Consider the following 17,171-nt stretch of genomic DNA (forward strand, 5'->3'; position numbering starts at 1 on the left):
TGTTTGCGACGATACGCCGCCCGCTCTGCGGCGGATCACGAAATGATCCAGACTTCGACCTGAACCGTATTAGGGTCGATGCATGAGCAGATTTCCATCCTTCGGCCGATTCGGACGCCCGTGACCCCGGCGGGCGAGGATTTCGACCGCCTGATCGAGGCGGTGGCGATGCGACGCGATCGGGACGCCTTTGCGCGCCTGTTCGACCATTTCGCCCCGCGGCTGAAGGCCTATCTGATGAAGGCGGGGGCGACGGCCGGCGCGGCCGAGGACTTCGCCCAGGACGCCATGCTGACCGTCTGGCGCAAGGCCGAGCTGTTCGACCGCACCAAGGCCCATGCCGCGACCTGGATCTTCACCATCGCCCGCAACCGGCGGCTGGACGTGCTGCGTCAGGACGCGCGGCGTCTGCCCCTGCCCGAGATCGACCTGGTTCAGGACGAGCCGGAACAGCCCGACACGGTCGTTCTGGCCGCCGAGAACGCCGCCCGGCTGAAGGCCGCCATGGCGCGGCTGTCGCCCGATCAGATCGAGGTGCTGCGGCTGGCCTTCTTTCAGGACAACCCCCATTCCGAAATCGCCCGGCGGCTGGAACTGCCCCTGGGCACGGTGAAGTCGCGTATTCGCAAGGCCATGATCAAGCTGAGAACCCTGCTGGACGACGAACAGGGAGGGACGGCGTGACCGGCGTGCACAATCCCTCCGAAGAGCGGCTGTTGGCCTATGCGGCCGGGACCCTGAGCCCGCCCGAGGCGGTGGTGGTCGCCGCCCATCTGGCGATGCGGCCCCAGAACGACGCCTGGGTCAGGACGCTTCAGGCCGTAGGCGGCCGTCTGCTGGACGAGCTGGAGCCTCAGGCCCTGGCCGAGGACGCCCTGGCGCGGGTGATGGCGCGGGCCGAGACCGACGCCGGAGAGGTTCTGGCCTCCACCCCGCTGAACGACATGGCCGGCCTGCCCGAGCCGTTGCGCCGCTACGCCCTGGGGCCATGGCGCTGGCTGGGACCGGGCATGCGCGCCCGCGACGTCCATGCGCCGCGCGACGGCGACTGCCGCGTCATCCTGCTGGAGATCGGGCCGGGGCGAGAGACGCCCAAACACACCCACGGCGGGATCGAGCTGACCTGCGTCATCCACGGCGCCTACGCCACCGAGACGGCGGTGTTCGAGCCGGGCGATTTCGAAGAGGCGGACGGCGAGGTGCTGCACCAGCCGCGCGTGGTCTCGCCCGACCCCTGCCTGTGCGTGGTGGCCCTGGACGGCCAGATCCAGCTGGACGGCTGGCTGGGCAAGCTGATGCAGCCCTTCATCAAACTGTAGGCGCACAAGGAAAGACGCCCGGTCCGCAGGGACCGGGCGTCTTGGTTTTCAGGCCGGGAGAGGGCGATCAGCCGCGACGATTGTCCCAGTCGCGGCGCTCATAGCGGACCTGGGCCGCCAGGCGATCCAGGCGGCGGTCCAGATCGGCGCGCTCCCAACCGCTGAGGCCGCCCCGGCGATAGCCGGCTTCCAGACGCTGGACGCTGTTGAGTTCGGCGCGCAGACGGCCGGCTTCGCGGCGGCTCAGCTGGCCGGTGCGCAGGCCCTGGTCGATGCGGCGGTCGAGTTGGTCGATGCGGACGTTGACCGAGGGGCCGTAGCCGTAGCCGGCGGGCTGGGCGTGATGCGGACGACCATGAGGGCCGTAGGATTGGGCGGCGGCGGGCAGGGCGGCCGAGGCCGCGGCGGCCAGGACCAGGGCGGGGATGAGGGCTTTCTTGTTCAGCATCGGATCAATCCTTGCGTTGGGGACGCTCCGAGGGGGAGCGCCGATGAAGCCAAGAGACCACGCCCCGCCTGAGCCCGATCTGAACGGCGCGTTTCAGGCGCCGTTCATCTGTTCGCCCCCGTTGTTCGCCCCCGTCAAACGAGCGAACGGGGCGCACTCCGCCGTCTTTGGCGCGGGCCGTCTTTGGTGTAAGGGCGGTTGACGGGGATTTTCATCAGTCTGGCCCCTTTCCGACACCCTTGTTCAGCGGCTGTTCAGAGCCGTCCGCCTAGAACCGCCCCATGACCCGCACCCGCGCCCTCCTCATCGCCGCCGTCCTGGCCCTGGTCCCTGCGACCCTGGTTCCCGCGACCCAGGTCTCGGCCCAGTCGCGCGAGGCGTCGCGGGATCAGGATCGCGAGGCCGCCCAGGACCGTCGGGGTCCGCCCCCGCGCGACAGCCGGGCCATGGACGCGCCCCGCGCCGACCTGGGGGCCGTGGTGCGCCGGGTCGGCGCCGGTCGCGAGGGCCGGATGCTGGGCGTCAGCCCGCGCGGCGACACAGTGGTGGTGCGCTGGGAATATCCTGGCGGCCGGGTGGCGGATATTCGCGTCGACGCCCGTTCGGGCCGCGTGATGGGAGAAGACTGAAGATGCGTGTCCTGCTGGTCGAAGACGACGCCGATCTGTCGCGGCAGCTGAAGGGCGCCCTGGCCGACGCCGGCTATGCGGTGGATCACGCCGCCGACGGCGAGGAGGCCTGGTTCCTGGGCGACACCGAACCCTATGACGTCATCGTTCTGGACCTGGGCCTGCCCAAGATCGACGGGGTGTCGGTGCTGGAGCGCTGGCGGCGCGAAGGCAAGGCCACGCCGGTCCTGATCCTGACGGCGCGCGGCGCCTGGTCGGACAAGGTCTCGGGCTTCGACGCCGGGGCCGACGACTATCTGACCAAACCCTTCCATACCGAAGAGCTGCTGGCGCGGCTGCGGGCCCTGCTGCGCCGCTCGGCCGGCATCGCCTCGGCCACCCTGTCGTGCGGCGGCCTGCGGCTGGACCCGCGCGCGGCCCGCGCCAACGTCAACGGCGAGCCGCTGCGCCTGACCTCGCTGGAGTACCGGCTGCTGCACTATATGATGATGCATCAGGGCCGGGTGATCAGCCGCACCGAACTGGTCGAACATCTCTACGACCAGGACTTCGACCGGGATTCCAACACCATCGAGGTCTTCATCGGCCGACTGCGCAAGAAGATCGGCTCGGACCGGATCGAGACGGTGCGGGGCCTGGGCTATCGGCTGGCGCCCCTGGCCGGCGAGTCCGAGGCGGCGTGACCCTGAGTCGATGAACCGAGACGGGGGGACGAGGCGCGCCGGCTGGGGCCGATGGTTCGGCCGGCCCGGGCGGTCGCTGACGCGGCGGCTGATCTGGCTGGCCTCGGGCTGGATCCTGCTGGCCCTGGTCGCCACGGGCCTGGTCCTGACCAATCAGTTCAAGGAATCGGCCCTGCGCCGCCTGGGCAACGTCCTGGCCGAGACGACCGACGAACTGGTGGTGCGGACCGTCACCGCCAGCGGAACGGTGATGACGCCCCAGATCATGGACGCCCCGACCTTGCGGGTCTTTTCCGGCAAATACTGGATGACGGCCGAGCCGACCCTGGCGGGGGGCTTGCGCATCCTGACCCGGTCGGACTCCCTGTATGGCGAAGACCTGGTCGCGCCGCCGGACCTGCCGGCGCGGCTGGACGACGCCTATGGCCAGACCATCACCTATAACGCCGTCGGTCCGGCGGGTGAGCCGCTGCGGATCGCCGCCAGCATGAAGTCCCTGCCGGGGCGGACCGCGCCGGTGGTCTTCTTCGTCGGGATCGACCGCTCCAATGTCGAGGCGGATGCGCGCCAGTTCGCCACCGTGACCTGGGTCGCCCTGTTGCTGCTGGGCTTCGGCCTGGCCTCGGCGGTCTTCATCCAGGTCCAGGTGGGCCTGCGGCCCCTTTATGATCTGCGGAATGAGATCGCGGCGGTCCGAAAAGGCCAGGCGGCCCGGATCGAGCGCGCCTATCCGCTGGAGATCCAGCCCCTGGCCGAACAGGTCAACAATCTGCTGGACCACAATCAGGAGGTCGTGGACCGTCAGCGCACCCATGTCGGCAACCTGGCACACGCGCTGAAGACGCCCATCTCCGTCATGCTGGCCGAGGCCGGTACCGCGCAAGGGGCCCTGCCGGAACTGGTGCGTCGCCAGACCCAGATCATGCAGGGCCAGGTCGATCACCACCTGCGCCGCGCCCGCGCCGCCGCCCGCGCCGCCCACGGCCTGGGCGAGACCACGCCCGTGCCCGAGGTGCTGGACGAGCTGGCGGTGATGATCGAACAGGTGTTCCGCGACAAGGGGGTCGAGATCGACTGGCGCGCGCCCGACGACCTGGCCTTTCTGGGCGAACGCCAGGATCTGCAGGAGATTCTGGGCAATCTGATCGAGAATGCGGCCAAGTTCTCGCGGCGGCGGGTGCGGGTCTCGGCCGGGGGCAACGGCCTGGGCCAGATGATCGTCGTCGTCGAGGACGACGGCGCCGGCCTGCCGGCCGATCAGCGCGAGGCGGTGATGAAGCGCGGCGCCCGGCTGGACGAAAGCGCGCCCGGTTCGGGCCTGGGTCTGTCGATCGTGGAGGATCTGACCCGCGCCTACGGCGGGCGGCTGACGCTCGGCGACAGCGACATGGGCGGGCTGAAGGCGGTGCTGGAGCTTCCCGCCGCCCACGGAGCCTGAGGCGGCGGGCGAGGCGGGAGCCATAGGCGGCCGGGCACGTTGAACGGCTCCGCCTCTTCAGGAGCCCGCATGGCTGTCGCCCGCCTTCGTCACGCCGCCGCCGCCCTGGGCCGAACCGTGCGCGACCGGATTCCCGTCGCGCGCCGAACGCCGCCGCTTCATGTCCTGGTCGAGCAGGCGGCGCGGGTCGGCTATGGGGCGCGGGGCTTCGTCTATCTGTCGGCCGGCGCCCTGACCCTGCTGGCGGCCCTGGACCGGATCGGCGACGCGGTCGGCACGGGCGGGGCGGCGGGCTGGCTGGCGGAACAGCCGTTCGGTCGGGTCTGGCTGGTGGCCCTCGGCCTGGGATTGTGGGCCTTCGTCGGCTGGCGCGTCCTGCAGGCCGTCTTCGATGCGGACCATGCGGGGCGCGATCTGAAGGGCTGGGCGACGCGGGCGGGCCAGGCGGCCAGCGGCCTGTTCTACGGCCTGCTGGCGGCGGGGGTGTTCGAATATCTGGACGAGGCGGGCGGCGCGACCAGCCAGGCGGCGGACCAGGCCGAAAGCATCGCCGAAAACCAGGAGAAGGCGGCCATGGTCCTGGACCTGCCGTTCGGCGACCTGCTGCTTATGTCGGCGGGGCTGGTGGTGCTGGGGGTCGGGATCGGCAACATCGTGCGGGCCTTCCGCGACGACTTCGACGCCGCCCTGGCCTGTCCTGACGGCCTGCGCCGTCCGGCCTCGATCCTGGCGCGGATCGGCTATGGGGCGCGGGGCTTCGCCTATCTGCCGCTGGGGGTCTTCGTCGTTCTGGCCGGTCTGCACACCCGATCGGGCGAGGTCACCAATACGGCGGCCGCCCTGGAGACGCTGGAAAGCCAGCCCGGCGGCTCATGGATCCTGGGCCTGACGGCTGCGGGTCTGATGGCCTTCGGCGCCTTCGCCTTCGTCGAGGCCCGCTGGCGACGGATCCGTCCGCCGCGCGATCTGAAACTGGGGTGAGTGAAGCGCGCGGGTGCGGGTGAACAAGCGGTGCGCGGGGTCTGCGGCGGCAGACCCGCCCTGCTCACCTCCTGCTCACTGGCGCCAGGGCAGCGGCCCTCCCATATGATCCGAAACCAAGGCTGTTTCAGAAGGCGCGCCATGTCCCAAACCGCTTCCAAGACCCTGAAGATCGACTTCGTCTCCGACGTGGTCTGCCCCTGGTGCGTGGTGGGGCTGGGCGGCCTGGAGGCGGCGCTGGACCGGCTGAAGGACGAAGGCGTTCAGGCCGACATCACCTTCCATCCGTTCGAGCTGAATCCGCAGATGGCGCCGGAGGGCGAGAACATCGTCGAACACATCGGCCGCAAATACGGGGCGAGCCCGGAACAGTCGGCCGCCAACCGCGCCATGATCCGCGAGCGGGCGGGAGAGGTCGGCTTCGATATGCGGATGACCGATGAGAGCCGGATCTGGAACACCTTCGACGCCCACCGCCTGCTGTACTGGGCCCACGAGACCGAGCCTGAAAAGCAGAAGGCGCTGAAACAGGCCCTGTTCACCGCCCATTTCACCGAAAACCGCAACCTGACCGACGCCGGGGTTCTGACGGCCGCCGCCGAGGCCGCAGGGCTCGACCGGGCCGAGGCGGGCGAGGTCCTGGCCTCGGGCCGCTACGCCCAGGCGGTGCGCGCCGAGGAGGATCTGTGGCGCGCGCGGGGGATCAACTCGGTCCCGGCCGTGGTCGTCGAGAACAAATATATGATCAGCGGCGGCCAGCCCGCCGAGGTGTTCGAACAGGCCCTGCGCCAGATCGCCGGCGAAGCCTGACCTCTTTTAGCGCGCCAGCCGGCCCTTGGCTTCGGCGGCGGTCAAGACCACTTCGTCGTCCGGTGCGGCGATCTCCTCGCCGCAATGGTCCAGCACCTTCAATATGTGCCGGATCAGGTTCAGCCGGGCGGTCTTCTTGTCGTCGGTGGCGATGACGGTCCAGGGGGCGTAGGCGCGGTCGGTCTCGTCCAGCATCCGGTCGCGGGCGGCGGAATAGGCGTCGAACCGGGCCTCGGCCTCGGCGTCCAGGGACGACAGTTTGAACTGTTTCAGCGGATCGACCCGGCGCTCCTTCAGCCGCTGAGCCTGCTCCTTGCGCGAAATGTCCAGCCAGATCTTGATCAGAATGATCCCGTCCTCGGTCAGCATCCGCTCGAACCGGGGGGCGTCGGTCAGGAACTGGGCGTATTGTTCCGGGGTGCAATAGCCCATGACCGGCTCCACCCCGGCGCGATTGTACCAGGAGCGGTTGAAGATGACGGTCTCGCCCGCCGCCGGCAGGTGCGGGACATAGCGCTGGAAATACCACTGGGTGGTTTCGCGATCGCTGGGCTTGGGCAGGGCGACCACACGGGTCTGGCGCGGCGACATATGTTCGGTCAGCCGTTTGATGGCGCCGTCCTTGCCCGCCGTGTCGCGCCCCTCCAGCACGATCACCACGCGCAGCCCGTGTTCGATCGTCCAGGCCTGGGTCTTCACAACGGCGAGCTGGAGCCGTTCCAGTTCGGCGTCATAGGCGTCGGTCTTTTTTCCCATCGGGGCATGGTGAAGGGTCCGGCGCGTCGGGACAAGCGGAGCTTTAATGAGGGTGTCGCCGATTACGGCTGTATACTTAGGAAGACAACCGTCGGCTACATGGTAGGCGGCCAATTGTCTATGCAATTCCAGCAATTTAACTTGAAAATAAGGAGCAATACCGACCTATCCTATACTGTTTATACACCCAGAGCGCTCATGGTCGGCGGATCAGTCAAACGGGTTCGCAGATGTTGATCGGCAATTTCTCAGTGGTGAACAGGGACCCCCTCGGGAAGGGGCGTCGGTTCTCCCTGGGACAGGGCGAATACGGGGTGTCGGACGAGTCGGATCTGGCCCTGACCACGGTCCTGGGCTCGTGCGTGGCCGCCTGCATCCATGATCCGGTCGCCGGCGTGGGCGGGATGAACCATTTCGTGCTGGCCCGCCGCAACCGCGGCGCCAGCGGCGATCCGGCCCGCTACGGCGACCATCTGATGCCGCTTTTGATCGAGGGGCTGTTGCAGGCCGGGGCGAAGCTGAACCGGCTGGAGGCCCAGGTGTTCGGCGGCGCCAGCCCCGGCAATTTCGTCAACTCCATCGGTCAGGACAATCTCGCCTTCGCCTGCGGCTTTCTGGAAGAACTGGGCGTGCCCGTCGGCGTGGGTGAACAGAGCGGCCCGGCGGGATGCCGGATCGTGTTCTGGCCCGCCAGCGGCCATGTGACGCACAAGCCCCTGACGCGCGTCAAAGAGACCAAGGTGCGGCGCATTATCCTGCCGCTTGTGAAACCGCTGAACCTGACGCCGGCCGCCGCCTGAGACTCCCTCGGCGTTGAACGTGCAGCCCTGCGCGGCGTTTGCCAGCGGGGCCGTTGGCGGTCCATGCTGGGGCCTCATGAAGCGCGACTTCGCCGATTTCTGGAATCTGATGTGGGAGGTCGGGCTGTTGGCCTGCGCCGCCTTCGCCCTGCTGAACGCCTATGCGCCGCCGCAGGATCTGCCCTGGAAACCGCTGGACTTGAACCAGCCGGTCGGGCGGGCGACGGCGGCCAAGGTGGCGGACTTCGACCTTTCCCCCACCGCCGCGCCTGAAGAGGTGCAGGGCGCGACCGAGGCCTGTATGCAGGTGCTGCGCGAGGCGGGGGTCGAGGTCGAGCGCGCCGCCGATCGCGACGACGGCGGCTTCTGCGTCGTGCGCGGCGCGGTGCGGATCACCGGCGGCGCGGCGACGCCCCTGGCCCCGGCTGATGTGGTGATGCAGTGCCCGCTGGCGGTGCGTTACGTCATCTGGGACCGTCAGGTCTTGCAGCCCGCCGCCCGCGAGATGCTGGGCTCGGTCCCGGCTCGGGTCGAAAACTATGGGACCTATTCCTGCCGACGCATCTACGGCTCTCAGGACGTCAGCGAACGGCCCAGCGAACACGCCCGCGCCAACGCCCTGGACGTCGCGGGCGTGACCCTGGCGGACGGGCGCACTGTGACCGTGCTGGACGACTGGCGCGGCGAGGGGCGGGCGGGACCGGCGGGGTCTCGCTTCCTGCACGCCCTGCGTGACGGCGCCTGCGGCCTGTTCGCCACGGTCCTGACGCCCGACTATAACGCCGCCCACGAGAACCATCTGCACCTCGACGCCGCCGACCGGGGCGTCTGCCGTTAAGCGCGATAGGCGAAAAGGCCCGCCGCTTTGCTGTTGACCGTCTGGAAAAGCCGGGTGACAACAGAGGCGCAGTCCGGATTTTGCGTGGGGTCCACACCCGCGTCTCGCTCCTTCGCCTGAACGAGCTGTCCAGATGGATTGTCGGGTCCTCCCGAGGGAGATCCGCCTGGAAAAGCGCGTTTACGGAGACGCAGACATGGCGACCGGTACGGTCAAGTGGTTCAACCCCACCAAGGGCTATGGTTTCATCCAGCCCGACAGCGGCGGCTCTGACGTGTTCGTTCACGTCACCGCCGTTCAGAAGGCCGGCCTTCAGGGCCTCGATGAAAACGCCAAGGTCGAATACGAGCTGGAAAATCAGCGCGGCAAGACCTCGGCCATCGACCTGAAGCTGCTTTAAGTCGAAGAATGGAAACGGGCGCGGAGATGATCTCCGCGCCCGTTTTTCCTGTTGACTGCGGCCTTCGCCGCGAAGCTTGTTTGACGCGGCGTCCGCCGCAGGGCTTGGCTTCAGGCCGGCGCCTCGATGCGCGTGCGCAGGGCGACCTCCAGCCCCGGCTTCTGATCGCGATAGTCGATCTGACCGCCCAACTGGGCCACCAAACTGCCGATCATCATTGAGCCGAACCCCTTGCCCGCCTTGTGGCCGCCCCTGCCGTCGTCGGCCACCACCAGGCGCAGGCTCTCGTCCGCCTCGGTCAGACCGATGCGCAGCGGACCGGGTCGGCCGTCGTAGGCGTATTTCTGGGCGTTGATGATCAGTTCCGTCAGGATCAGGCCGATGGTCACCGCCCGGTCGGCCCCGACGCAGACCGGCGCCAGATCGGTCTCGATCGCCGACACCCATTCCGGCCCCATGCTGGAGCCCAGATCCTCGACCAGTTCGCCGATGTAGCGCGACAGGTCGATGGCGGCGTCATGATCCCCGCGATAGAGGCGGGTGTGGACGCTCGAGACGGCCCGCACGCGGCGGCGCGCCTCCTGCAAGGCGACCCCGGCCGGGCTGTCGCCCAGGTCGCGCGCCTGAAGCCCCAGAAAGCTGGACACCAGGGTCAGGCTGTTCTGGACCCGGTGATTGACCTCGCGCATCAGGAACTGCTGCTGCTCCAGTCGCAGATCGCGCTCGGACAGGCGGGCCTGAAGCGACTGGTTCAGGCTGCGAAGCTGGGTGACGGAGGTGAAGTCCGATAGGGCGTCGCGCAGGCGGGCGGCGGATTCGACGGCGGCGGCGCCCCAGCGACGGGCGCGGCCCGACACGGTCTCGCGCCATTCGGCGAAGGAGGCGCGCGGCGTCAGGGCGCCGCCCCCGTCCGTCGATTTGACGGCGGTCGACGGATCGCCGGCCCAGCGCACCGTCTCCAGGATCTCGGCGCGGAACCACAGCAGGCTGAGCGGCTGCGGGCCCGGCAGTCGCACGGCCAGAAGGCCGCTGGCGTGGGTCCGCCAGGCCTCGGCCTGGGGCAGGAGGGTGGACAGGGCGTTGGTGGCGACCGGACGAAGCCCCGGCTGGGCCTCCAGCCAGTCCGCGATCTGACGCTGGGCCTCCGGCGGCGGGACATGGCCGAACGCCTCGATCCGGTCGCCCTGGACGATCGCCACGCCGTCCGCGCCGACCAGATCCTTCAGGGCGCCGGCCTGGTCGGCCAGGCCCGAGGCCAGGTCGCGGTCGCGCGACAGGCCGATGATCAGCTCGTCCTCCAGCCGACGCAGCCGAACCCGCTCGCGATACAGTTCGGCGTCCGCCTTGGTCTTCAGCTGGCGCGCCAGGGTGCGGGCCAGGGTGGTGCAGGCCACGCGCAGTTCATAGGACAGCAGCAGCGGCGTGCTGCTGTGGCAGGCCACGAGACCCCACAGAACATCATCGACGATGATGGAGACCGAGGCCGAGGCCCGCACCCCCATATTGTGCAGATACTGGATATGGATCGGCGACACGGACCGCAGGCCGCTGTCGCTCATGTCCAAGGGGGGCTCGCCCGGATGCAGCGGTCGCAGCGGCTGGGGCGTATAGCGGGTGTCGGGAATGACCCGCACCGGATTGCGCAGATAAAGGGCCCGCGCCTGGCGGGGAATGTCGGTCGCCGGGAAATGGTGGTTCAGGAAGGAGGTCGCCTCGCCCGCGCGCGATTCAGCCACCACCTGGCCCGCCTCGTCGTCCAGGAAGCGATAGATCATGACCCGCTCAAAGCCGGTCAGGCTTCGGAAGGCGTCGGCGGCCCGCTCGCAAACGCCCTGAACCGTGGCGCTGCGTTCCAGGGCCGCGCCCGCGGTATCGAGCCGGGTGATCAGTTCGACGCCCAGCCGGGCCTGTTGCGAGCTCTGCTCGACCTCGACCACCATCCGCAGGGCGGGGGCGGTCTCCGTCGCGGCCGCCTTTCCGGCGGGCGCATAATAGACGACGACGTCGTATTCCAGCCGGTTGGCCGCGCGCCAGCGGCCGGCGAAGCCCGCCTCGCGGATGGCCGCCATGTCGCGCAGACGACGCCCCACCACCTCGCCCAGAAGATCGGCGATCGGCAGGCCGATCCAGCGGGTCTGGCCGGTCAGATCCTCGATCGCCCCGGCTCCCTGTTCCAGAGTCAGGGCGTCTGGATTCAGCACAAGCAGCAGGCCGTGGCCCTGGATCGCCTGGGGGATGTGGATCGGCTCCCGGTCGCAGTCGTTCAGGGCGACCTGGGCGCGGACGTCGTAGTCCGTCATGATTTCGTCTTCCCGTTGCGGCGGTTTCGCCCCCAGCGGAAGGTCGCAAGTCCGACCTGCGAGGCAGACGGCAGGTCAGATAGGGAGAGATCCATATGGGTCGCACCGTAACACATTGGCGAGGCTTGTCTATTTAAGCCTTCCGTGTACGGCGGCGTACAGTCTGGAGGGGCTGGACATGGAACGGCCCCAGTCGCATGGCGTTAGCCCCATTCCCTTCCACCGGTCAGACCCCATGAAATTGCGCGTTCGCGCCGAGCTCGTTTACAGCTTTGATCCGCCCACGGACGCCATCTACAAGATTCAGGTCGCCCACTGGCCCGGCCAGGAGATTCTGGAGGAGCGACTGACCTTCGATCCGCCGGTCCAGTTCCAGGAAGACGAGGATGTCGATTTCGGCGCCCGGACCCTGCGTTGCCACGTCCAAGGCGAGGTCGCCCTGGTCTATGAGGCGGTCGTGGACAATGGGGTGCTTAAGGGGCTGCCGCCCAGCGTGTCGCAGCATGACTGGGGCGATCTGCCGGCCGAGGTTCTGCCCTATCTCCAGCCCAGCCGCTATTGCCCCTCCGACCAGTTCGGGCGCTTCGTAACGCGCCAGTTCGGCGAGACGGCGGGCGGGGCCCGGGTTCTGGCCATTCTGAACTGGATCGCCGAGAACATCGACTATGAACACGGGGTCTCGGACACCGAGACGACGGCGGCCCGCACCTTCATTGATCGGGCGGGCGTGTGCCGCGACTTCACCCATCTGGGCATGACCTTTTGCCGGGCCTCGGGCATTCCGGCCCGCGCCGTCAGCGCCTTCGCCCATCAGCTGACCCCGCCCGATTTCCACGCGATCTTCGAGGTCTGGCTGGACGGGGGCTGGTGGCTGGTCGATCCGACGGGCCTGGCCCCGGTCGAGGGGCTGGTGCGGATCGCCTGCGGCCGCGACGCCGCCGACATCGCCTTTCTGACCACCCAGGAACGCTGCCGGATGGTGCGCCAGTCAGTGACGGTGGAGGCGGCTTAGGAGGCCATCAGCCTCTAGGGCTTGGCCGCCGCCCTCTGCTCGGCCTTATAGGCCTGAAGCCGGTCGATGACGTCCATCTGGCGCAGCACCTTGTTCTGCGGGTCGATCAGGACATGGGCGCCGGCCGGGACCGCGATCTCGCCCCGGCCGCCCGTCATGGCCACGGTCCGAACGCGGCCGTCGATCTCGACCTCGACCGGCATGGGGAAGACGCCGCCGTCGCCGGTGGTCCATTGCAGGCTCAGCCGGCCGTCACGCCGGGTCTGGGTCAGGACCGGCAGGGCGGCGTTGTACAGATAGCCGCGGAAGAACCAGCCATAGTCTTCGCCCGTCACCGCATTGACGATCTGCAGATAGTCCTGGGTCGAACGGTACAGGGGCGTAAAGGCGCCGGGGCGAGGATCGTCGGTCCCATAGACCAGCCGCGTCAGGGACCGATGGAAGGCGTCGTCGCCGATCAGCATCCGCAGCGAATGGGCGATCAGCGAACCCTTGGAATAGATGTCGCCGCCGGGACCCACGTCGCCCTTATAGACCTCGTCCTCAGTCTTGGGCGTGCCGGACACCACGGGGTATTTATTGACCAGCCCCTCGCGCTGATTGGCCAGTTCGCGCTGCATGTAGCGGTCGCCCAGCAGCCAGCGGGCGTACAGCGGCTGCATATAGCTGCCCAGTCCTTCGTGCAGCCACATGTCGTCGGCGTTGGCGTTGGTCAGCTGGTTGCCGAACCATTCGTGGGCGAATTCGTGCTGCAGCAGCCAGTCATAGCCCCGGCCGTCGATCTTGTAGCCGTTGCCGTAGGCGTTGATGGTCTGGTGCTCCATGCCCAGGTGCGGGGTCTCGACCACGCCCATCTTCTCGTCGCCGAAGGGGAAGGGGCCGACGTTGGCTTCGAAGAAGTCCAGCATCTGGGGGAATTCGGCGAACAGGGCCTGGACCTTCTCGGGCGCGTCCGACTTCAGATGCCAGTAGTGCAGCGGGATCGTATTGCCGAACCGGCTCTGATACTGGCCGCTGACCTCCTCATAGGGGCCGACGTTCAGGGCGATGGCGTAGGTGTTGGGGCTCTTGGCCGACCAGTTCCAGGTGGTCCAGCCGTCGCCGTGATCGACCTTGCCCAGGAAGCGGCCGTTGGACGGAGCCGACAGGTCGGACGGGACGGTGATGTGCAGATCGACCCGGCCGGGCTCGCCGTGCGGGCTGTCGATACAGGGCCAGAAGATGTCGCAGCCCTCGCCCTGGACGGCCGTGGCGATCCAGGGCTCGCCCGAGGGGGCGGTGGACCAGACGAAGCCGCCGTCCCAGGGCGCGCGCGGGGCGACGCGCGGCTGTCCGGCATAGGCGACCCGCAGGACGACCGACCCGCCCGCCGCCAGGGTCTGGGGCAGTTCGACCGTCAGCCGCCCCTCGGGGTTGGACCAGCGGTCGGCGGCCAGTTCGACCCCGTCGATCTGGACCGAAGAGATGGGCAGCAGCGTATCCAGATCGACCACCAGCCGCTCCAGCGGCGCCTTGGCGGTGAAGCCCAGAACGGCGACGGCGTCGATGGCCTTGTCCTGGGGGATGACCTTGATCGACAGATCGGCCGTGTCGAACCGCATCGCCTGCTGTTCGACGGTCAGGGGCTGGTCGGTCGCCAGGGTGTAGGGGGTCGATTCGCGCACCGGCGTCGCCGCCTGCGTCTCCTGCGCCTGGGCGATGGACGGCGCGACGGTCAAAGCTGACAGGCCCGAAACCGAAAGACCAAGGGCGGCGGCCGAGGCGGCCAGGGTGCGGGCGACAGTCATGCGGATTCCCCTCCAGTTGCCCGTCAGGCTTAATCCGGGCTTGGAAGGCGCGCAAAGAAAAAGGCCGGCGTCGCCGCCGGCCCTTTCCAGATCATGATGCGTCGCCCGACTTAGGCGGCGGCCTGTTCGGCCAGCTTGGCGCGGACCTGGCGCTTGATGCGCTGGGCGGCGATCGACAGCTGCTCGTCGCGGGCCTTGACGATGAAGGCGTCCAGGCCGCCCTTGTAGTCCAGGGTGCGCAGAGCGGCGTTGGAGATACGCAGCGAGAAGGTCTGACCCAGGGCGTCCGAGGTGACCTTGACCGTCTTCAGCGACGGCAGGAAGCGGCGCTTGGTCTTGATGTTCGAGTGGCTCACGCTGTGGCCGACCATCGGGCCGATACCGGTGAGTTCGCAACGACGCGACATCGTCAGATCCTTAAGGTGCGGCGTCCGGCCCGAAGCGTGGGAGCGGACGCATGAAACAGTTGCGCGCGGGAACCAGCCCGCGCGAGAGGGGGCCGTATAAGGGAAGAGGCGGTCGGGCGTCAAGCCGAGTCTTGAACGCTGAGGCCCGGCGCGCCGGCGGCGGCCGAAATCCAGCCCTGCGGCTGGACGGCGGGGAACAGCCTCGTTCAGCCGTCATTCAAATGACGCGCTCTATACGCCATATCATGAAGACTTCCGCTGAACAGAAGGCCGCCATGTCCCGTCCGTCTCTTAAACTGCTGGCCGCCCTGGCGCCCGTCGCCGCCGGCGCCCTGATGCTGGCCGCCCCGGCCATGGCGCCCGCCCAGACTCCGGCCCAGTCGGAAGTGCTGCCGGGCTATTGGGAATACACCACCAGCGCCCTGGGCCAGAACGAGACCCATCAGAAATGCGTCCGTCCCAGCGAGATCAATCGCTTCTTCGGCGGCCTGTCCACCAACCGCTGGCGCTGCACCTATCCGACCCGGGTGGTCGGCGACGGCCGCGCCCGGTTCGAGGGGACGTGCCAGGACAAGAAGGGGCGGCGGATTCAGGTCCGGCTGAACGGAACCTATGAGGACACCAGCTTCAGCTTCCGCGGCGGAGCCCAGCTGCTGCGCGGCACCCCCTATGTCCCCGCCAGCATCACCGCCCGGCGCATCAGCGCCCAGTGCCCGGCCAACGCAGAATATTTCTGACGCTCAGACCGGCTCGGCCCGCGCCACCACATAGGTGTGGGTCTGGTCGCCGGTCGACAGGCTGAGGTATTCGCCGGTCTGGATCACTTCGTCGGCCAGACGGAAGCCGTGGGCGTCGTCCGCCTCGCCGGGTTCGAAGTCCAGGAACCAGCGGTCCGGCGCCGCATGGCGCAGCCGTCCGAAGGCCAGGGTGGCCCCGTGCGAGAAGCGGCGCACCCGGCATTTCTCCGGCGCCTCGCGCCAGACGGCGGCGTCCAGCCGGCGCTCGGCCGTCAGGGGCGCCAGTATGTCATAGCCCATGTCAGGGTCGCCTTCGGGGTGCTGGGGCTCGCGCGCCAGCTCCAGGCGGATGTGGTGAAATCCAAGCGGGGCGGCGTCGGTCATGGTCGGCTCCTTGTCGCCGGCCATCTGAGCGGATGAGGCCGCGCCCCGCCTTGACGTCGGTCAAAACAAAAAGGCCCCGGATCGCTCCGGGGCCTTTTCGTCGTTCCGATGCGGACGCTTAGAGCATGATCGTTTCGGACGGAACCGCTTCGCGGTTCCGACAGAAGCGTGAATCATGCTCTCGCTTTAATCTGGAGCCTGATTCACGGCTTCAGCGGAATCGCGAAGCGATTCCACTTCAACAGATCAGGCTCTAGGCGGCTTCGGCGGTCGGGACCGGCTTTTTGGCGCTGAGCGACTTGGCCAGCAGCTCGACGGCGGCGTCCTTGTCAATCTTGTTGGCGGCGGCGACTTCGCGCGCCATCCGGTCCAGAGCCGATTCATAGAGCTGGCGCTCGGAATAGGACTGTTCCGGCTGGGTGTCGGCGCGGTGCAGGTCGCGGACCACCTCGGCGATGGAGATCAGGTCGCCCGAGTTGATCTTGGCCTCGTATTCCTGGGCGCGGCGCGACCACATGGTGCGCTTGATGCGGGCGCGGCCCTTCAGGGTGGTCAGAGCCTTGGTCACGACGTCGTCGGCGGCCAGCGAACGCAGGCCGGCGGTGGCCGCCTTCTTGGTCGGGACGCGCAGGGTCATCTTCTCGTGGTCGAAGGTCACGACATAGACTTCCAGCGACATGCCCGCGACTTCCTGAGTCTCGATGGCCGCCACCTTGCCGACGCCGTGCGCCGGATAGACGACCGCGTCGCCAACCTTGAACTCCAGACCAGTCTTGCTCGTCATATTCGTCCTTTCCCGGTCAGGGCCGGGCGAAGCGAAGGCGCATCAAACGCAATGCAGTCTCGCCGCCGGAAGCTTCCGTCGGTCGATGAAATGCGGACGTCAGATGCGGAAACGGATCACCAAACCTCTGGCCGATCCCGTCTATGGGCGGGATTCTGTCGCAAACACGGGCGGCGCGAAGGTTTCGCGGACCGCCCGATCCAATGAAACAGAACCTATCACAAATTTGCGGAATTTCAAAACGTCCACACAGCCGACGCGGAATGTCGCGAAGGTTTGAACGCGCGGCCCTGCGTCGGCCGCCCCGGCTCAGGAGCCCTTGCCCGGCTTGGGGCTGAAGTATTTCTCGAACTTGCCGGTCTCGCGCTCATACTGTTCGCGGTCGGCGGGGGGCGTGCCCTTGACGGTGATGTTGGGCCAGACCTTGGCGTACTCGGCGTTGACCTGAAGCCATTTGCCGTCCGGCTCATCCTCGGTGTCCGGCACGATGGCGTCGACGGGGCATTCCGGCTCGCAGACGCCGCAGTCGATGCATTCGTCCGGGGCTATGACCAGGAAGTTCTCGCCCTCATAGAAGCAGTCCACGGGACAGACCTCGACGCAGTCCATGAACTTACATTTCACACAGGCGTCGGTGACGATGTAGGTCATTGGGCGG

General features: G+C 68.1%; 20 protein-coding genes. 12 read left to right on the forward strand and 8 right to left on the reverse strand.

Features of this window, described 5'->3' with window-relative positions; translation table 11 throughout:
• The first annotated feature begins 78 nt into the window (after positions 1 to 78).
• Both ACZ5M6_RS04980 and chrR read left to right on the forward strand, forming a co-directional pair.
• The gene (locus tag ACZ5M6_RS04980; protein ID WP_464159825.1) at positions 79 to 684 is read left to right on the forward strand and encodes a sigma-70 family RNA polymerase sigma factor; all 606 of its coding nucleotides are present in this window, start codon (positions 79 to 81) and stop codon (positions 682 to 684) included.
• Positions 681 to 1,319 (forward strand): cadmium/peroxide/UV radiation responsive anti-sigma factor ChrR, encoded by a 639-nt coding sequence (gene chrR / locus ACZ5M6_RS04985; protein WP_444581294.1) that lies wholly within the window; start codon positions 681 to 683, stop codon positions 1,317 to 1,319. The genes ACZ5M6_RS04980 and chrR overlap by 4 nt, the downstream gene beginning before the upstream one ends.
• Before the next feature lie 67 nt (positions 1,320 to 1,386).
• On the opposite strand, the gene ACZ5M6_RS04990 is transcribed toward chrR, so the two are convergent.
• Positions 1,387 to 1,767: a hypothetical protein gene (locus ACZ5M6_RS04990; protein WP_182714562.1), complete on the reverse strand. Its 381-nt coding sequence runs from the start codon at positions 1,765 to 1,767 to the stop codon at positions 1,387 to 1,389.
• Positions 1,768 to 2,048: 281 nt separating this feature from the next.
• On the opposite strand from ACZ5M6_RS04990, the gene ACZ5M6_RS04995 reads away from it, so the two are divergent.
• The 5 genes from ACZ5M6_RS04995 (at position 2,049) to ACZ5M6_RS05015 (ending at position 6,308) form a co-directional block, all read left to right on the forward strand.
• Positions 2,049 to 2,396: a hypothetical protein gene (locus tag ACZ5M6_RS04995; RefSeq protein ID WP_054764738.1), complete on the forward strand. Its 348-nt coding sequence runs from the start codon at positions 2,049 to 2,051 to the stop codon at positions 2,394 to 2,396.
• A 2-nt stretch (positions 2,397 to 2,398) separates the two neighbouring features.
• Entirely contained in the window at positions 2,399 to 3,079 is a 681-nt protein-coding gene (locus ACZ5M6_RS05000; protein ID WP_054764739.1) for a response regulator transcription factor, read from the forward strand.
• A 10-nt stretch (positions 3,080 to 3,089) separates the two neighbouring features.
• Complete coding sequence (locus ACZ5M6_RS05005; RefSeq protein ID WP_464159826.1) at positions 3,090 to 4,517, forward strand: sensor histidine kinase; 1,428 nt, start codon at positions 3,090 to 3,092, stop codon at positions 4,515 to 4,517.
• Positions 4,518 to 4,586: 69 nt separating this feature from the next.
• Complete coding sequence (locus tag ACZ5M6_RS05010; protein WP_464159827.1) at positions 4,587 to 5,498, forward strand: DUF1206 domain-containing protein; 912 nt, start codon at positions 4,587 to 4,589, stop codon at positions 5,496 to 5,498.
• Between the two features lie 141 nt (positions 5,499 to 5,639).
• Complete coding sequence (locus ACZ5M6_RS05015; RefSeq protein WP_464159828.1) at positions 5,640 to 6,308, forward strand: DsbA family oxidoreductase; 669 nt, start codon at positions 5,640 to 5,642, stop codon at positions 6,306 to 6,308.
• Positions 6,309 to 6,314: 6 nt separating this feature from the next.
• On the opposite strand, the gene ppk2 is transcribed toward ACZ5M6_RS05015, so the two are convergent.
• Positions 6,315 to 7,064, reverse strand: coding sequence for a polyphosphate kinase 2 (gene ppk2 / locus ACZ5M6_RS05020; protein WP_182714573.1), 750 nt, complete (start codon positions 7,062 to 7,064; stop codon positions 6,315 to 6,317).
• Positions 7,065 to 7,294: 230 nt separating this feature from the next.
• On the opposite strand from ppk2, the gene ACZ5M6_RS05025 reads away from it, so the two are divergent.
• The 3 genes from ACZ5M6_RS05025 (at position 7,295) to ACZ5M6_RS05035 (ending at position 9,102) form a co-directional block, all read left to right on the forward strand.
• Entirely contained in the window at positions 7,295 to 7,864 is a 570-nt protein-coding gene (locus ACZ5M6_RS05025) for a chemotaxis protein CheD (RefSeq protein ID WP_152949515.1), read from the forward strand.
• Positions 7,865 to 7,940: 76 nt separating this feature from the next.
• Complete coding sequence (locus ACZ5M6_RS05030; protein WP_183217802.1) at positions 7,941 to 8,702, forward strand: extensin-like domain-containing protein; 762 nt, start codon at positions 7,941 to 7,943, stop codon at positions 8,700 to 8,702.
• Positions 8,703 to 8,898: 196 nt separating this feature from the next.
• Entirely contained in the window at positions 8,899 to 9,102 is a 204-nt protein-coding gene (locus tag ACZ5M6_RS05035) for a cold-shock protein (protein WP_008264090.1), read from the forward strand.
• Between the two features lie 110 nt (positions 9,103 to 9,212).
• On the opposite strand, the gene ACZ5M6_RS05040 is transcribed toward ACZ5M6_RS05035, so the two are convergent.
• Positions 9,213 to 11,402, reverse strand: coding sequence for a histidine kinase dimerization/phosphoacceptor domain -containing protein (locus tag ACZ5M6_RS05040; protein WP_464159829.1), 2,190 nt, complete (start codon positions 11,400 to 11,402; stop codon positions 9,213 to 9,215).
• Positions 11,403 to 11,637: 235 nt separating this feature from the next.
• On the opposite strand from ACZ5M6_RS05040, the gene ACZ5M6_RS05045 reads away from it, so the two are divergent.
• Positions 11,638 to 12,414, forward strand: coding sequence for a transglutaminase-like domain-containing protein (locus ACZ5M6_RS05045; RefSeq protein ID WP_191555148.1), 777 nt, complete (start codon positions 11,638 to 11,640; stop codon positions 12,412 to 12,414).
• Between the two features lie 14 nt (positions 12,415 to 12,428).
• Here ACZ5M6_RS05045 and ACZ5M6_RS05050 read toward each other — a convergent pair whose 3' ends face one another.
• Both ACZ5M6_RS05050 and rpmB read right to left on the reverse strand, forming a co-directional pair.
• The gene (locus tag ACZ5M6_RS05050) at positions 12,429 to 14,201 is read right to left on the reverse strand and encodes a M1 family metallopeptidase (RefSeq protein WP_228185136.1); all 1,773 of its coding nucleotides are present in this window, start codon (positions 14,199 to 14,201) and stop codon (positions 12,429 to 12,431) included.
• 110 nt (positions 14,202 to 14,311) lie between these two features.
• On the reverse strand, positions 14,312 to 14,608 hold the full coding sequence (rpmB, locus tag ACZ5M6_RS05055; RefSeq protein ID WP_054764747.1) for a 50S ribosomal protein L28: 297 nt from the start codon (positions 14,606 to 14,608) through the stop codon (positions 14,312 to 14,314).
• A 275-nt stretch (positions 14,609 to 14,883) separates the two neighbouring features.
• Here rpmB and ACZ5M6_RS05060 point away from each other — a divergent pair, with 275 nt between their 5' ends.
• Positions 14,884 to 15,345, forward strand: a complete 462-nt coding sequence (locus ACZ5M6_RS05060) for a DUF3617 domain-containing protein (protein ID WP_464159830.1) — start codon at positions 14,884 to 14,886, stop codon at positions 15,343 to 15,345.
• A 3-nt stretch (positions 15,346 to 15,348) separates the two neighbouring features.
• Here the strand turns inward: ACZ5M6_RS05060 and ACZ5M6_RS05065 are convergent, their stop codons facing one another.
• From ACZ5M6_RS05065 to fdxA, 3 genes are all read right to left on the reverse strand, one after another.
• Positions 15,349 to 15,729 (reverse strand): hypothetical protein, encoded by a 381-nt coding sequence (locus ACZ5M6_RS05065; RefSeq protein WP_224764379.1) that lies wholly within the window; start codon positions 15,727 to 15,729, stop codon positions 15,349 to 15,351.
• 253 nt (positions 15,730 to 15,982) lie between these two features.
• Positions 15,983 to 16,513 (reverse strand): CarD family transcriptional regulator, encoded by a 531-nt coding sequence (locus ACZ5M6_RS05070; protein WP_054764749.1) that lies wholly within the window; start codon positions 16,511 to 16,513, stop codon positions 15,983 to 15,985.
• Positions 16,514 to 16,822: 309 nt separating this feature from the next.
• The gene (fdxA, locus tag ACZ5M6_RS05075; protein ID WP_054764750.1) at positions 16,823 to 17,164 is read right to left on the reverse strand and encodes a ferredoxin FdxA; all 342 of its coding nucleotides are present in this window, start codon (positions 17,162 to 17,164) and stop codon (positions 16,823 to 16,825) included.
• Between the last annotated feature and the right edge of the window lie 7 nt (positions 17,165 to 17,171).

The sequence above is a fragment of the Brevundimonas sp. Br13 genome (assembly GCF_055391505.1).

Coding starts and splice junctions, on each gene's coding strand:
- ACZ5M6_RS04980 (WP_464159825.1), top strand. CDS start 79: ATGCATGAGCAGATTTCCATCCTTCGGCCGATTCGGACGCCCGTGACC.
- ACZ5M6_RS04990 (WP_182714562.1), bottom strand. CDS start 1,767: ATGCTGAACAAGAAAGCCCTCATCCCCGCCCTGGTCCTGGCCGCCGCG.
- ACZ5M6_RS04995 (WP_054764738.1), top strand. CDS start 2,049: ATGACCCGCACCCGCGCCCTCCTCATCGCCGCCGTCCTGGCCCTGGTC.
- ACZ5M6_RS05000 (WP_054764739.1), top strand. CDS start 2,399: ATGCGTGTCCTGCTGGTCGAAGACGACGCCGATCTGTCGCGGCAGCTG.
- ACZ5M6_RS05005 (WP_464159826.1), top strand. CDS start 3,090: ATGAACCGAGACGGGGGGACGAGGCGCGCCGGCTGGGGCCGATGGTTC.
- ACZ5M6_RS05010 (WP_464159827.1), top strand. CDS start 4,587: ATGGCTGTCGCCCGCCTTCGTCACGCCGCCGCCGCCCTGGGCCGAACC.
- ACZ5M6_RS05015 (WP_464159828.1), top strand. CDS start 5,640: ATGTCCCAAACCGCTTCCAAGACCCTGAAGATCGACTTCGTCTCCGAC.
- ppk2 (WP_182714573.1), bottom strand. CDS start 7,064: ATGGGAAAAAAGACCGACGCCTATGACGCCGAACTGGAACGGCTCCAG.
- ACZ5M6_RS05025 (WP_152949515.1), top strand. CDS start 7,295: ATGTTGATCGGCAATTTCTCAGTGGTGAACAGGGACCCCCTCGGGAAG.
- ACZ5M6_RS05030 (WP_183217802.1), top strand. CDS start 7,941: ATGAAGCGCGACTTCGCCGATTTCTGGAATCTGATGTGGGAGGTCGGG.
- ACZ5M6_RS05035 (WP_008264090.1), top strand. CDS start 8,899: ATGGCGACCGGTACGGTCAAGTGGTTCAACCCCACCAAGGGCTATGGT.
- ACZ5M6_RS05040 (WP_464159829.1), bottom strand. CDS start 11,402: ATGACGGACTACGACGTCCGCGCCCAGGTCGCCCTGAACGACTGCGAC.
- ACZ5M6_RS05045 (WP_191555148.1), top strand. CDS start 11,638: ATGAAATTGCGCGTTCGCGCCGAGCTCGTTTACAGCTTTGATCCGCCC.
- ACZ5M6_RS05050 (WP_228185136.1), bottom strand. CDS start 14,201: ATGACTGTCGCCCGCACCCTGGCCGCCTCGGCCGCCGCCCTTGGTCTT.
- rpmB (WP_054764747.1), bottom strand. CDS start 14,608: ATGTCGCGTCGTTGCGAACTCACCGGTATCGGCCCGATGGTCGGCCAC.
- ACZ5M6_RS05060 (WP_464159830.1), top strand. CDS start 14,884: ATGTCCCGTCCGTCTCTTAAACTGCTGGCCGCCCTGGCGCCCGTCGCC.
- ACZ5M6_RS05065 (WP_224764379.1), bottom strand. CDS start 15,729: ATGACCGACGCCGCCCCGCTTGGATTTCACCACATCCGCCTGGAGCTG.
- ACZ5M6_RS05070 (WP_054764749.1), bottom strand. CDS start 16,513: ATGACGAGCAAGACTGGTCTGGAGTTCAAGGTTGGCGACGCGGTCGTC.
- fdxA (WP_054764750.1), bottom strand. CDS start 17,164: ATGACCTACATCGTCACCGACGCCTGTGTGAAATGTAAGTTCATGGAC.